This window comes from Arhodomonas sp. KWT, from assembly GCF_010993615.1.
The window spans coordinates 14,898-28,850 of sequence record NZ_WNXE01000026.1 but is presented as its reverse complement, the minus strand read 5'-3'; the positions used below and the strand labels follow the sequence as shown (position 1 = coordinate 28,850).

Sequence of the window (13,953 nt, the reverse complement as noted above, 5' to 3'; positions counted from 1 at the left end):
TTCGATGGTCACGCCGCTGCGTATCCCGATCTCCCCCTGGGCGATGAGCTCCGAGGCACCGACGTCGATGTAGTAGCCCGAGGCCCGGCGGAGGTACTTCATGAACAGCCCCGAGCCGTCCTCGCCGAAGTCGAGAGTGAAACCGGCCTCCTCGAGGCGCCGGTAGAACGCCGCGTCCTCCTCGGCGATGCGCTCGTACACCGGGATGTGGAAGTCCGGCATGATCCGGAAGGGAATGGAGGCGAAGGTCATATCCGCCCGGTGGGTGGTGATGCCCGCATCCACCGCTTCCTGGGAGTACAGCGGCCCCAGGGCGTGGGTCATCAGCGACTCGGACTTCACCACGTGGGTGGAGGAGCGCTGGACCATGGTGACGCGGGCACCGTTCTCCCAGAGATCCGCGCTGATGTCGTGGGCGGAGTTGTTCGCGCCCACAACGACGCACTGCCGGTCCGCGTACGCCTCGCCACTGGTGAACCGGCTGGAGTGGCACTGCTCGCCCCGGAAATCCGCCGCTCCCGGGAAATCGGGCACGTTGGGCATGCCGGACATGCCGGTGGCGAGCACCAGCTGGCGGGGGCGCAGCGTCACCGGCCGGCCCTCGCGCTCGACGTGGACGACCCATTCCCCGGCGTCCTCGTCGTAGGCCGCGCTGCGGCACTCGGTGGAGTGCCAGTAGTTCAGCTCCATGACGCGGGTGTACATCTCCAGCCAGTCGCCGATCTTGTCCTTGGGCGAGAACACCGGCCAGTGATCGGGAAAGGGCAGGTACGGCAGGTGGTCGTACCAGACCGGGTCGTGCAGGCACAGCGAGCGGTAGCGCTTGCGCCAGGAGTCCCCGGGGCGGGCATTACGCTCGACGATGATGGTCGGCACGCCCATGCGCCGCAGGCGCGCCCCCAGGCCGATCCCGCCCTGGCCGCCGCCGACGATCACGCAGTAAGGCTGCTCCTCGTAGCCCAGGCGCCGCTGCTCCTCCTCCCGGGCCTCCAGCCAGGTCTGGCGGTTGCGCACGATGCCGTGCTCGGCCCCCATCGGCCGCCGCTTTCCGGCGGGCTCCGGAAAATCCCTCAGCGCCGTCATAGCCGTAAGCAGCGTCCAGCAGCGGCCGTCGCGGTCCAGCCGGATATGGCCCTCACCGTGCGCCGTCGCCGTCGAGAACGTCAGCCACCCTTCACTGACACCGTCGGCCTCGCCGGCCTCCCCATCCAGCCGCCACTGCGACGGGCGGGTATGCTCGAGTGTGGCGGCCAGCATGTCCCGTACGGCATCCCGGCCCTCCACGGTCTTGATGTTCCAGGTGAACGTGACGAGGTCCCGCCAGTAGCACTCGTCGGCGAACATCGACACGGCGGCCTCGACGTCGTGACGCTCCAGAGCGGCGCCGAAGTCCCGGAGCCACGCGTTCACCCGGGTGGTCGCGTCATCCACGACTGCGTTCATGGTCTCTCCTCCATGGTGCTGGTTTATCGTGCAGCGGGCGCGATGGCCCACCGGGGGTGACGGAGCAGTGTTCGTGCCAGCCCCGCCGCCGCGGCCGGCGGATGACACAAGCCACTGATTGAACGTCTTTTCCTGGATTCCCCAGAGTGCCGCGGGGCAGTCTTGAAGGGACTGCATACCCGGCCATGGCGTTACAGGTGTAACGCCATGGCCGGGTATGCTTTACACATGTAACGTGCTGTTTTTAATAAAAACATGTCGGGTTGACAGCACATGGGGCGGGGGTAAGCTGGAGAATCTACGCCCGCACGAGACGGCGCGGACAACAGAGGCGGACCGGCATCGTACGGCGAGGGACGGCCGGCAGCACCACCGCCCGCCCGTGGAGGAGAGACGATGGCGCTCAGGGGCGAGCAGCGCTCGCACATCGATGCGATCATCCGTTGCGCGGGAAGTGATCTACCGATCCCGGGCAAGGCCTCGCTGATCGAGCGCTCCTGGAAACGCTGCGTGCTCGAGCACGGTCTCGACCCGAGCCGCCCCCGGGCGGCACGTATCGTTACCAGCGAGACCCTGCGTGAGCACCAGGATCGCGCCGACGAGCTGCTCAACGTCGCCCGCGCCGGGGTCGAGCAGCTCTACCGGCAGGTCGCGCAGCTCGGCTACGTCCTCCTGCTCACCGACCGCCGCGGCATCACCGTGCAGTTCCTCGGCGAGCGTGCCGACGACCGCCGGCTGCGCCGCGCCGGGCTCTATCTCGGTGCGGACTGGCGCGAGCATCACGCCGGCACCTGCGGCGTGGGCACCTGCATCGAGGAGGGGGTTTCCCTCACCTGCCACCGCGACGATCACTTCGACGCCACACACATCGGGCTCACCTGTACTGCAGCTCCGATCACCGATCCCGCCGGCGACGTCATGGCGGTGCTCGACATATCGGCGCTGGACTCCCCGGGCGACGCCGCCAGCCAGAGCTTCGCGCTGCAGCTGGTCCTGCTTCACGCGCGCATGATCGAGGACGCCTACTTCCTGCGCCGCTACCGCGACCATCACATCTTCCGCTGCGGCAGCTCGCGCGAGTTCGTGCACGTCAACGGCGAGCGGATGTTCGCGCTGGACAGGGACGGCACCGTGATCGCCGCCAACACCGCCGGCCGCGCCCTGATCGCACGCCACCCGTGGCCGGCAACGAGGGCGGACGGCAGCCGGCCCCACCCGCCCATCCACCACCTGCTCGACTGCGAGCTCACCGACATCTGGAGCATCCCGCTCGCCTCCGATGACCAGGTCCGCGCCTTCCGCACCCGCGGCGACGGCGAGATCCTCTTCGGCACGGTGCTGGAACCCCGGCGCCGGTCCGGCAGCGGGACCGGCATCCCCCCGGCCGACGGGGAAGCGGTACCGGCCCTCGACGCCCTCGCCGCGGACGATCCGTCCATGCGCAAGACCCTGTCCATCGCCCGGCGGCTGCGCAACGAAACGGTGAACATCGTGATCACCGGGGAGACCGGCACCGGCAAGGAGCGCCTCGCCCGGGCCATCCACGACTCCAGTCACCGCGCCCGTGGCGCGTTCGTTGCCGTCAACTGTGCCGCCATACCGGAAGCGCTGATCGAGAGCGAGCTGTTCGGCTACCGAGCCGGCGCGTTCACCGGGGGACGCAGCCGGGGCATGCAGGGATTACTCCAGCAGGCCGACGGCGGCACCCTGTTTCTCGACGAGATCGGGGACATGCCGCTGCACCTTCAGACCCGGCTGCTGCGGGTGCTCGCCGAGCGCGAGGTCACCCCGCTGGGGGCGGACCGGCCGGTGGGCGTGGACCTGCGGGTGATCGCCGCCACCCACCGGGACATCAACGAAATGGTCACCGAGGGCGGCTTCCGCGAGGACCTCTACTACCGCCTCAACGGTGCCACGCTGCGGCTGCCGCCGCTACGCGAACGCGCCGACCGGCAGTACATCATCGAGCGGCTGTTCGCCGCGCTCAGCCGCGAACGGGACAGCCACGTGCGACTGCGCGCGGACACCATCAGCGCCCTGCTCGCCTACCCCTGGCCGGGGAATATACGCCAGCTCCGCAACGCCCTGGCCTACGCGCTGGCCACCGGCGAGGGCACGGAGATCGCCGTCACCGACCTGCCCGAGGAGTGCCGCACCGGGGCCGGCAACCGCGAGGCACCGCCCCCGGAGGCGGCGGCGCTGCCACCGGACGGCCAGGCCCTGCACGAGGCCCTGCGCCACTCGCGCTGGAACGTCAGCGCCGTCGCCCGCCAGCTCGGCGTCTCCCGGCCCACGGTCTACCGCCGGATGCAGCGCTTCGGCATCATCGCCCCGCATCTGCGCTAGCGGCACTTGCATCGGATCCGGCACGCTCTGCCGATGCCGGGGTCTGGAAATGCGCCAGCAGGAAATCGACCATCGCCCGGACCTTGGGCGCCGGGTAGCGGCTCCACGGATACACCGCGTACACGCCGGCGTCGGTGAACCGGTAGTCCGGCAGGACCTCCACCAGCTCGCCGCGGGCCAGCGGGCCGGCCACATAGTGGGCGGGGAGCTGGGCGATCCCCAGGCCCTTGAGGGCGGCATCCAGCAGCGCCAGGCCGTTGTTGCAGCGCAGCCGGCCACGGACACGGCGATCCTCCCGGCGGCCGTTGATGGAGAAGGTCCAGTAATCGGTGGAGCCCACCAGGCACTGATGGCGGGCCAGCGCCTCCGGCGACGCGGGGTGGCCGTGGCGCGCGAGATACCCCGGCGAGGCACACACGTGCAGCCGCCGCGGGGCGAGGCGGCGGGCCACGAGGCTGGAATCCTTGAGGCTGCCGAGGCGCACGGCGAGGTCGAAGCCCTCCTGCACCAGGTCGACCACGCGGTTGGTCAGCTCCAGCTCCACGCTGATCTCCGGGTACTGGAGCATGAAGTCGTTCACCGCCGGGGCGAGGTAGTGCTCACCGAAGTAGGTGGCGCAGCTCATTCGGATCAGCCCCCGGGGGGCGGCCTCCATGGCCTGCACCGAGCGCTCCGCCGCGTCCAGCGCGGTCACCAGCGAGCGGCATTCCTCGAAGTAGCGCCGGCCGCTGTCGGTCAGGCGCAGCTGGCGGGTGGTGCGGTGGAGCAGCTGTACGGCGAGGCGCCGCTCCAGGCGCTGGATCGCCCGGCTGGCGAACGAGGGCGAGGTCCCCAGCGCCCGGGCACCGGCGGAGAAACCGCCCTCCTCGACCACGGCCACGAAGGCCTCGACATCATCCCATCGACTCATTGATGCAATTCTGCAAAAGACTAATGATACTTTTGCACTTTATCGTGTATTCGGGGCTTCCTAAACTGCGGCGATACATTCAGAACCGCTCACCCGCGCCCCGCGCAGGAGGATAACCATGAAGTCCCGTGCCGCCGTCGCCTTCAAGGCAGGAGATCCGCTGGAGATCGTCGAGGTCGATGTCGCCCCGCCGCGCGAGGGCGAGGTGCTCGTGCGCAACGTCGCCACCGGTGTGTGCCACACCGACGCGTTCACCCTCTCCGGCGCCGACCCGGAGGGGAACTTCCCGGTCATCCTCGGTCACGAGGGCGGTGCGGTGGTCGAGGAGGTCGGCCCGGGCGTCACCAGCCTGGCCCCCGGCGACCACGTCATCCCGCTCTATACGCCGGAGTGCGGCGAGTGCAAGTTCTGCCGCTCCGGCAAGACCAACCTGTGCTCCGCCATCCGCGCCACCCAGGGCCAGGGGGTGATGCCCGACGGCACCAGCCGTTTCTCCTACAAGGGCGAGAAGATCCACCACTACATGGGCACGTCGACGTTCTCCGAGTACACCGTGCTGCCGGAGATCGCGCTGGTAAAGGTCAGCACCGACGCCCCGCTGGACAAGGTCTGCCTGCTCGGCTGCGGCATCACCACCGGCATCGGCGCGGTGCACAACACCGCCAGGGTGGAGCCCGGCTCGACGGTGGCGGTGTTCGGCCTCGGCGCCGTCGGCCTGAGCGTGATCCAGGGGGCGGTGCTGGCGAAGGCGGAGCGCATCATCGCCGTGGACATCGAGCCCGGCAAGTTCGAGTTCGCCGGCCAGCTCGGCGCCACGGACTTCGTCAACCCGAAGGACTACGACGCGCCGATCCAGCAGGTCCTCACGGAGATGACCGACGGCGGCGTCGACTACTCGTTCGAGTGCATCGGCAACGTGAACACCATGCGTGCCGCGCTGGAGTGCTGCCACAAGGGCTGGGGCGAGTCGACGATCATCGGCGTCGCCGGTGCCGGCGAGGAGATCTCCACCCGGCCGTTCCAGCTCGTCACCGGGCGGGTCTGGCGCGGGTCCGCGTTCGGCGGCGTGAAGGGCCGCACCGAGCTGCCGGGCTACGTCACCCGGTACATGGACGGCGATATCAACATCGACGAGTTCGTCACCCACACCATGGGGCTGGAGGAGATCAACCGCGCCTTCGAGCTGATGCACGCCGGCGAGAGCATCCGCTCGGTGGTGTACTTCTGAAGCGGAGGGGATGATGCCGGAACAGCCGACACTGGAAACCGTCGCCGAGAACCGCTGCTTCGACGGCCGCGTGCTGCGCTACCGCCACCACGCACGCAGCCTCGACTGCCAGATGATCTTCGGCGTCTACCTGCCGCCGCAGGCCGAGCGCCAGCCGGTGCCGGTGCTCTACTGGCTCTCGGGGCTGACCTGCACCGACGAGAACTTCATGCAGAAGGCGGGCGCCCAGCGCCTCGCCGCCGAGCTGGGCATGGCCATCATCTGCCCCGACACCAGCCCGCGGGGTACCGATCTGCCCGGCGAACACGACGAGTACGACTTCGGCTCCGGTGCGGGTTTCTACGTCAACGCGACCCGCGCACCGTGGGACGCCCACTACCGGATGTACGACTACGTCGTCGAGGAGCTGCCGGCGCTGGTGGAGGCCGAGCTGCCGGTCACCGACCGACGCGCGATCAGCGGCCACTCCATGGGCGGGCACGGGGCGCTGGTCTGCGCCCTGCGCAACCCGGGCCGCTACCGCTCGGTCTCCGCGTTCGCACCGATCTGCAATCCCGTCGCCGTGCCATGGGGGCACAAGGCGTTCTCCCGCTATCTCGGCGACGACGAGACGGAATGGGCGGCCTACGACGCCAGCCACCTCGTCGCCACCGCCTCCGAGCGCCTGCCGCTGCTGGTAGACCAGGGCGAGGCCGACGGCTTCCTCGCCGAACAGCTCCATCCCGAGGCCCTGGAGAGCGCCTGCGCGGCGGCCGGGCACCCCCTGACCCTGCGCCGCCGCCCGGGGTACGACCACAGCTACTTCTTTATCGCCAGCTTCATCGACGACCATCTCCGCCACCACGCCGACGCCCTCGGCTGCCCCGGCTGAGGCGTTCGACCCCGCCCGCGGCACCCGCCGCGGGCGGCGGCCACCTTGACCCCGACACGATCGCCCTCATACCCGGGAGGGACGCACCACCAACACCGCCTCTGGTAGGCTAGCGTCCGTTGGAACGCACAACCCGTAGAGGAATCGAAATGGCAGACGAATCCGGTCTCTCCGAGATGAAGATGGACCCGAACGGGCTCTTCCGTGAGGAGGTCTTCACCGATCGGCGCATCGGCACCATCCAGCGCCTCACCCCCGTGCGCAGCGACGGCAGCGACGACCCCGACCGCGACGTGCTCTACCTCGGCCAGACCCAGGTGATGACCCCCGCGGGCGCGCTGCCGCTGTCCTTCGAGCTGGATGCGGACAGCCTCGACGGCGCCATGGAGGCCTTCCCGGAGGCCGCGCAGCAGGCCCTTGAGCAGACCATGGATGAGCTCAAGGAGATGCAGCGCGAGTCCGCCTCCCGCATCGTCACCCCCGACCAGATGGGCGGCCAGGGCGGTGGCGGCATGCCCGGCGGCGGAGGCGGCCAGGGCGGCGGCTTCCAGCTGCGCTGAGGCGGGCATGAACGATCAGCCGGCGTCCGTCGCCGACGAGGCGGCCGCGCTCTGGGACTTCGCCGTGCGCGTCTACGGCATGCAGGGCATCAAGGACACCTGCCTCGCCGTGCAGGCGCGCTACGGGCTGAGCATCTCCACCCTGCTCGGGGCGATCTGGACCGGCGCCCACGGCTACGGCCGTATGGGCGCGACCCAGCTGGAGACCACCGTGCGCCGCGCGACGGAGTGGCACCGCGAGGTCATCGAGCCCATGCGCGCACTGCGCCGCCGCCTGCGCCAGCAGCCGCCCCCGGGGCTGGAGACGCGTACCGAGGCCCTGCGCCACGAGGTGCTGCGCCAGGAGCTGGAGGCGGAACGCATCGAGCAGCAGCTCCTGCTCGAGGACTTCCCCCGCGGGCAGTGCCCGGTCTCCGCGGAGGCGGAGCGCTGGCGCGATGCCACGGCCAACGCGGCTCTGTACACGCGCAAGAGCTGTCCCCGCCCGGAGCCCCAGGCCCTGGACGCGCTCGCGCGGATCCTCGGCGCGGCGTTCCCGGACGTCGACGGCGAGGCGATCAAGCGCGAGGCGGCGGCGGTGTGGCAGGTCGGCGGCGGCTGCGAGGGCAGCGGCGGGGCCTGAGTCGGATCACTGCAGCCCGAGCGTGCGCATCGCGCGGTTGATCTCGCGCAGCCGCCCGCCGTCGCCGCCGCGGTCCGGGTGGTGGCGCATCGCCAGCCGCCGGTAGGCGGCGCGGATCGCCGCGTCGTCCACCGGGTCCGACAGCCCCAGCTCCGCCAGTGCGTCCGCGCGGCCGTCGTCCCGCGCCAGACGCTGCCAGAACGAGCCGAGCAGCCGTTCCACCTCCGCCTCGGTGATCCCGTCGAGGTTGCCCATGTCCGTGTAGAACGCGCGCACGCCGTCCGGCGCCCCCAGCGCTGACGCCGTCGTCCGCGGCAGGATGCGGATGCACAGGCAGTCCACCTGCACGTCCTCGCCGTGCACGGCCAGACGCTCGCCCAGGCGGTAGAGGGTGTGGAAGAGCAGGAAGTGGGTCCGATACATCGCCAGCGGTCGCGCCAGGCAGCCCGGCGCGATCTCCGGGACATCATCCCTGGCCTGTAGCGCGCGGATCAGCTCGAACTCCGCGAGCCCCTCCGGCGCCTCGCGCAGCATCGCCTCGATCCGCCCGAGGTGGTGATCCCAGGCACCGGCGGGCGGCGCCGTCTCGCAGTTATCCACCGTGTTCGTCCCCTGCCGGCAACCGGACTGCAGGTCGGGCCGGTATCGTCGATAGCTGGGGGGCAATATAATAACCTTCTGTTTTAAAAAGCAATTTTATAGCGGTTAAATTTTCGGCATATTCGCTAACCCGCTTGCCCGACAGGCACTTAGGGGATATTCCCAGAATTCTTCCACACAGTTATCCACAGCATGTGGGGAAAACCCGCCGCCGCAACCGCCCGGTCGCCGGTTACACTGGGCGGCAAACGAACGCCGCCCGAGACGCATGCCCGAACCGCCGCAGATCGCCCGCGTCGCCGTGCCCGGCCCGCTGCCGGAGCCGCTGGACTACCGCATCACCGCCGCCGTGCCGGAGCCGGGGGCGCGGGTGCGCGTGCCCCTCGGCCGCCGCCAGGTGATCGGCGTGGTCGTCGCCACGGCCACGCACAGCGAGCTCCCCACGCGGCGCCTGCGCCCGCTCGGCGAGCTCCTCGACGACACCGCGGTGCTGCCCGGGGAACTGCTCGAACTCACGCTCTGGGCGGCCGGCTACTACCACCACCCGGTGGGCGAGGCGCTGACGAGCGCGCTGCCCGTACGCCTGCGCCACGGCCAGCCGGCACAGTACACCCGCGAGACCGTCTGGCGACTCACCGACACCGGGCGCGACACCCCGCCCGACACCCTCGCCGCCCGCGCCCCGCGGCAGGCGGCGCTGCTCGCGCGCCTGCAGTCCCTCGGCAGCCTCGCCGCCGCCCACTTCCCCGAGGCGGAGGGTGACTGGCGCGGCGGCCTCCAGCGGCTGGTCGAGCGCGGTCTCGCCCGGGCCGGGCAGGTGGACACCCCCGGGCTCATCGAGGGCCACGACGACGGCGGCGACCGCCCGACGCTCAACGACGCCCAGCGCGACGCGGTGGACGCCGTTCGCGGCGCCGAGGGATTCGCCCCGCTGGTGGTCGAGGGCGTGACCGGCAGCGGCAAGACCGAGGTCTACCTCCACGCCATCGAGGCGGTGCTCGCCGCGGGGCGCCAGGCCCTGGTGATCGTCCCCGAGATCGGCCTGACCCCGCAGCTCGTCGACCGCTTCGCCCGCCGGCTCGCCGCCCGCATCGCCGTGCTCCACTCCGGCCTCGCCGCCGGCGAGCGCCTGGACGGCTGGCTCGCCGCCCGGGACGGCGTGGCGGACGTGATCATCGGCACGCGCTCGGCGGTGTTCACGCCCCTAGCCCGCCCCGGCCTCATCCTGGTGGACGAGGAGCATGACGCCTCGCTCAAGCAGCAGGACGGCTTCCGCTACTCCGCCCGGGACCTCGCCGTGGTCCGCGCCCAGCGCCTGGGGCTGACCGTGATCCTCGGCAGCGCGACCCCCTCACTGGAGACCCTGCACAACATGCGCCTCGGCCGTTACCGGGAGCTGCGCCTGCCCCAGCGGGCCGGCGGCGCGGCCATGCCCCGCTTCCGGCTCCTGGACGTCCGCGGCCGCCCCCTGCGGGACGGCCTCTCGGCGCCGCTGATCGAGCAGATGCGCGCCCACCTGGACGACGACGGGCAGGTGCTGGTGTTTCTCAACCGGCGCGGCTTCGCCCCGGTGCTGCTCTGCCACGAATGCGGCTGGGTCTCGGAATGCGAGCGCTGCGACGCACGGCTGACCTACCACCGCCACGACCGCCGCCTGCACTGCCATCACTGCGACCACGAGCGCCCGGTCCCACGGGCCTGCCCGGACTGCGGCAGCGTCGACCTGCGCCCCGTGGGCCAGGGCACCGAGCGCCTGGCCGAGGCCATCGAGGCCGCCTTCCCCGACACCGCCATGGTCCGCATCGACCGCGACAGCACCCGGCGCAAGGGTGCCTTCGAGCGGCAGATGGCGGCGGCGCAGCGCGGCGAGGCGCGCATCCTCCTGGGCACCCAGATGCTCGCCAAGGGGCACCACCTGCCGGCGGTCACCCTGGTGGCGGTGGTGGATGCCGACCAGGGCCTGTTCAGCGCCGACTTCCGCGCCCCGGAACGACTCGCACAGCTCATCATCCAGGTGGCCGGACGCGCCGGGCGGGCGGAGCGCCCCGGCGAGGTCGCGATCCAGACCCACCACCCGGAACACCCGCTGCTGCAGCTCCTCGTCCACGCCGGCTACCGCCGCTTCGCCGAGGACGCGCTGCTGGAACGCGAGGCCGCCGGCCTGCCACCCTACACGGCCATGGCCCTGCTCCGCGCCGAGGCCGTCGACGAGGCCGCACCCCGGGAATTCCTCGACGCCGCCCGCGCCGCCGGCCCGGAGGGCACGCGACTGGAGCTCCTCGGGCCGGTACCGGCGCCCATGGAGCGCCGGGCGGGGCGGGTCCGCGCCCAGCTCCTCGTGCGCGCGCCCTCCCGCCGCCACCTCCAGGCCGGCCTGAAACGCTGGCTGCCCGGCGTCGCCGCCCTCCCGCAGGCGCGGCGGGTGCGCTGGAGCATCGACGTCGACCCGGCGGACATGCTGTAACCGCAATGCGCGCGGGCGCAGACGCAGCCGGGAACGCCTCGTGCGCGCCTGCCGTCGCCCCCGCCCGCGCCGCCCCCGACGGGCGTTGCCCGGGCGGGGCCCCGGCTGCCTTGCATGAGCGGGTACACAGGCGATAATAGGGCGCTTCGACACCCCGCAGACGGATACCACCCGGACCCTATGAAGAATCTACTCGCGCAGCTCGTCGAGCAGGCCATCGGCACGCTGCAGGCCGACGGCACCCTTCCCGCCGGGCTCGACATCGACGTGCAGGTCGAGCGCGGCCGCGGCGAGGGCCATGGCGACTTCGCCACCAACACCGCGATGCGCCTGGCCAAGCCGGCACGACGGCCGCCGCGGGAGCTCGCCCAGGCGCTGGTCGACGCCCTGCCGCCGCACCGCTATGTCGAGCGCGTGGAGATCGCGGGCCCCGGGTTCATCAATTTCTTCCTCACCGCCGACGCCGCCTTCGCGGTGATCCGCGACGTCTGGGAGCAGGGCGAGGCCTTCGGGCGCAGCCGCGCGGGCGAGGGCCGGCGCATCCTGGTGGAGTTCGTCTCCGCCAATCCCACCGGGCCGCTGCACGTGGGCCACGGCCGGGGCGCGGCGTTCGGGAGCGCGCTGGCGAGCCTGCTCGCCACCGCCGGCTTCGACGTCCAGCGGGAGTACTACGTCAACGACGCCGGCCGGCAGATGGACATCCTCGCGGTGTCCGTGCTGCTGCGCTACCTGGAGCAGCGCGGCGGGGCGGTGCCCTTCCCGGACAACGGTTACCGCGGCGACTACATCCGCGACATCGCCTCCGGGCTCGCCGAACGCGACGGCGACGCCTACCGGATCGACACCGCCGCGCTCACCGCGAAGCTCCCGGCGGACGCCAGCGACGGCGGCGACAAGGAGGCCCATGTCGACGCGCTCGTGCGCCGCAGCCGCGAGCTGCTCGGCGAGGCGCGCTACCGCGCGGTGCTGGACGCGGCGCTGGAGGCCATCCTCGCCGACATCCGCGACGACCTCGGCGAGTTCGGCGTGCACTTCGACCGCTGGTTCTCCGAGCGCAGCCTCACCGAGAACGGCGCCGTCGGCCGCACCATCGAGCGCCTGGTCGAGGCCGGGCACTGCTACGAGGCCGACGGCGCGCTGTGGTTCCGCGCCACCGACTTCGGCGACGACAAGGACCGTGTGGTCCGCCGCGCCGACGGGCTGACCACCTACTTCGCCTCGGACATCGCCTACCACCTGGACAAGTTCGAGCGCGGCTTCGACCAGCTGATCGACGTCTTCGGCGCCGACCACCATGGCTACATGGCCCGCGTGCGCGCCAGCCTGGAGGCCTTCGGCTACCCGGCGGACCGGCTGGAGTTCCGCCTGGTGCAGTTCGCCATCCTCTACCGCGGCGCCGAGCGCCTGCCGATGTCCACCCGCTCCGGCGAGTTCGTCACCCTGCGCGAGCTGCGCGAGGAGGTGGGCAACGACGCCGCCCGGTTCTTCTACGTCATGCGCCGCCCGGAGCAGCACCTGGACTTCGACCTGGAGCTCGCCAAGTCCGAGTCCGCGGACAATCCGGTGTACTACCTCCAGTACGCCCACGCGCGGATCTGCAGCGTGCTCCGCCAGCTCGACGAGCAGGGCCTGGACCATGACCCGGACGCCGGCTTCCAGGCCCTCGCGCGCCTCACCGAGGACCACGAGCAGGCCCTGATCAGCCAGCTCGGGCGCTTCCCCGAGGTCATCGAGACCGCCGCGCTGGCCCACGAACCCCACCAGCTCGCGCACTACCTGCGCGAGCTCGCCGGTGCCTTCCACACCTACTACAACGCGCACCAATTCCTCGTCGACGACGCCGGGCTGCGCAACGCGCGGCTCAACCTCGTGCTCGCGACGCGCCAGGTCCTGCGCAACGGCCTGCGCGTGCTCGCGGTAAACGCACCGGAGCGGATGTAACCATGGCCCGCCGCAAGACCGGACAGGCAAGCGGCCGCCAGCAGCGCCGCAGCACCTCCCGCAAGGGCAGCACCGGGCGCTCGCTGCCGGGCTGGCTCTGGGGGGTCGGCGGGCTCGGGATCGGGCTCGGGGTGGCGCTGCTCGTGCACTGGCACTACACCGGCGGCGGCCCGCAGCAGCTCAGCGAGCTCATGGCCCCGCCGTCACCGCAGCAGCAGGGTGCCGGCCGGGACATCACCGGTGACAGCGGGACGCCGCCGCAGGGCGGCGGCGACACCACGGCGAAGCAGGACAAGCCGCGCTTCGAGTTCTACCGCCTGCTGCCCGAACAGAAGGTGGAGGTACCCGGCGGTGACCAGGAACGGCAACAGCAGGCCGCCGACCGCACGGCAGAGCCCGGTGACACCGGCGAGACGACCCGGCAGCGCTCCGCCAGCGCGGACACGGGCGAGAGCACTGCAAGCAAGAGCGCCGACAGCAACCGGCGCTACCTGCTTCAGGCCGGATCGTTCCGCGGCCACGACGATGCGGACCGGCTCAAGGCGCGGCTGGCACTGCTCGGCATCGAGGCGAACATCCAGCGCGTGGAGCTCTCCGGCGGCGAGCTCTGGCACCGGGTGCGCGTGGGGCCGTTCAACGACCTCGACCGCGTGAACACCGTGCGCCGGCGGCTCAAGGAGAACGGCATCGAGACCGTCCTGCTCAAGCGCAGCGGCTGAACCCGCCGCCGCGCTCAGTAGGCCATCCGGCGCCCGAGCACCCCGCGGCCGACGGTGAGCAGGAACGCCGGCGCGCCCGCGATGAGATACCAGTGGAAGGTGCAGAAGCGCCACACCAGCAGCGCCACCGCCAGCACCGAGGCATCCACCCAGGCCGAGAGCATCATCCCGAAGCCCACCTCCACGCCCACGGAGCCGCCGGGCAGCAGGCTCAGGTGGCCGACCATCAGCGACAGCGCCTGGGTGATG

11 protein-coding genes and 1 pseudogene are annotated in these 13,953 nt (G+C 71.3%); 8 read left to right on the top strand and 4 right to left on the bottom strand.

Annotated elements, in window-relative coordinates; genetic code table 11:
• Positions 1-1,443, bottom strand: a 1,443-nt coding sequence (locus G7A99_RS07055) for an NAD(P)/FAD-dependent oxidoreductase (RefSeq protein ID WP_240466152.1), incomplete at its 3' end; no start/stop codon positions are given.
• A gap of 396 nt (positions 1,444-1,839) precedes the next feature.
• Between G7A99_RS07055 and G7A99_RS07050 the strand changes: the two genes are divergently transcribed.
• A complete protein-coding gene (locus G7A99_RS07050; RefSeq protein ID WP_163139304.1) occupies positions 1,840-3,789 on the top strand; it encodes a sigma-54-dependent Fis family transcriptional regulator in 1,950 nt (649 codons plus the stop codon).
• On the opposite strand, the gene G7A99_RS07045 is transcribed toward G7A99_RS07050, so the two are convergent.
• Positions 3,767-4,699, bottom strand: coding sequence for a LysR family transcriptional regulator (locus tag G7A99_RS07045; protein WP_040409293.1), 933 nt, complete (start codon positions 4,697-4,699; stop codon positions 3,767-3,769). The two genes, G7A99_RS07050 and G7A99_RS07045, sit on opposite strands and share 23 nt — an antisense overlap.
• 118 nt (positions 4,700-4,817) lie before the next feature.
• Between G7A99_RS07045 and G7A99_RS07040 the strand changes: the two genes are divergently transcribed.
• The 4 genes from G7A99_RS07040 to G7A99_RS07025 all read left to right on the top strand — a co-directional run bounded on the left by G7A99_RS07040 (position 4,818) and on the right by G7A99_RS07025 (position 7,980).
• Positions 4,818-5,927 carry an S-(hydroxymethyl)glutathione dehydrogenase/class III alcohol dehydrogenase gene (locus tag G7A99_RS07040; RefSeq protein ID WP_018717599.1) on the top strand — a complete coding sequence of 370 codons (1,110 nt, stop codon included), beginning with the start codon at positions 4,818-4,820 and terminating at the stop codon, positions 5,925-5,927.
• A 13-nt stretch (positions 5,928-5,940) separates the two neighbouring features.
• Positions 5,941-6,798: an S-formylglutathione hydrolase gene (gene fghA / locus G7A99_RS07035; protein ID WP_018717598.1), complete on the top strand. Its 858-nt coding sequence runs from the start codon at positions 5,941-5,943 to the stop codon at positions 6,796-6,798.
• A gap of 149 nt (positions 6,799-6,947) precedes the next feature.
• Entirely contained in the window at positions 6,948-7,358 is a 411-nt protein-coding gene (locus G7A99_RS07030; protein WP_018717597.1) for a hypothetical protein, read from the top strand.
• A 7-nt stretch (positions 7,359-7,365) separates the two neighbouring features.
• Positions 7,366-7,980: a TIGR02444 family protein gene (locus G7A99_RS07025; protein ID WP_018717596.1), complete on the top strand. Its 615-nt coding sequence runs from the start codon at positions 7,366-7,368 to the stop codon at positions 7,978-7,980.
• Between the two features lie 6 nt (positions 7,981-7,986).
• Here the strand turns inward: G7A99_RS07025 and G7A99_RS07020 are convergent, their stop codons facing one another.
• Positions 7,987-8,514: a DNA-J related domain-containing protein gene (locus G7A99_RS07020; protein ID WP_371807600.1), complete on the bottom strand. Its 528-nt coding sequence runs from the start codon at positions 8,512-8,514 to the stop codon at positions 7,987-7,989.
• A gap of 334 nt (positions 8,515-8,848) precedes the next feature.
• On the opposite strand from G7A99_RS07020, the gene G7A99_RS07015 reads away from it, so the two are divergent.
• From G7A99_RS07015 to G7A99_RS07005, 3 genes are all read left to right on the top strand, one after another.
• Positions 8,849-11,044: a primosomal protein N' gene (locus G7A99_RS07015; protein ID WP_163139302.1), complete on the top strand. Its 2,196-nt coding sequence runs from the start codon at positions 8,849-8,851 to the stop codon at positions 11,042-11,044.
• 180 nt (positions 11,045-11,224) lie between these two features.
• Positions 11,225-12,985 (top strand): arginine--tRNA ligase, encoded by a 1,761-nt coding sequence (gene argS / locus G7A99_RS07010; RefSeq protein WP_018717593.1) that lies wholly within the window; start codon positions 11,225-11,227, stop codon positions 12,983-12,985.
• A 2-nt stretch (positions 12,986-12,987) separates the two neighbouring features.
• Positions 12,988-13,704, top strand: a complete 717-nt coding sequence (locus tag G7A99_RS07005; RefSeq protein ID WP_018717592.1) for an SPOR domain-containing protein — start codon at positions 12,988-12,990, stop codon at positions 13,702-13,704.
• Between the two features lie 14 nt (positions 13,705-13,718).
• Here G7A99_RS07005 and G7A99_RS07000 read toward each other — a convergent pair.
• Positions 13,719-13,953: pseudogene (locus G7A99_RS07000) on the bottom strand (lysylphosphatidylglycerol synthase domain-containing protein); the annotation flags it as partial.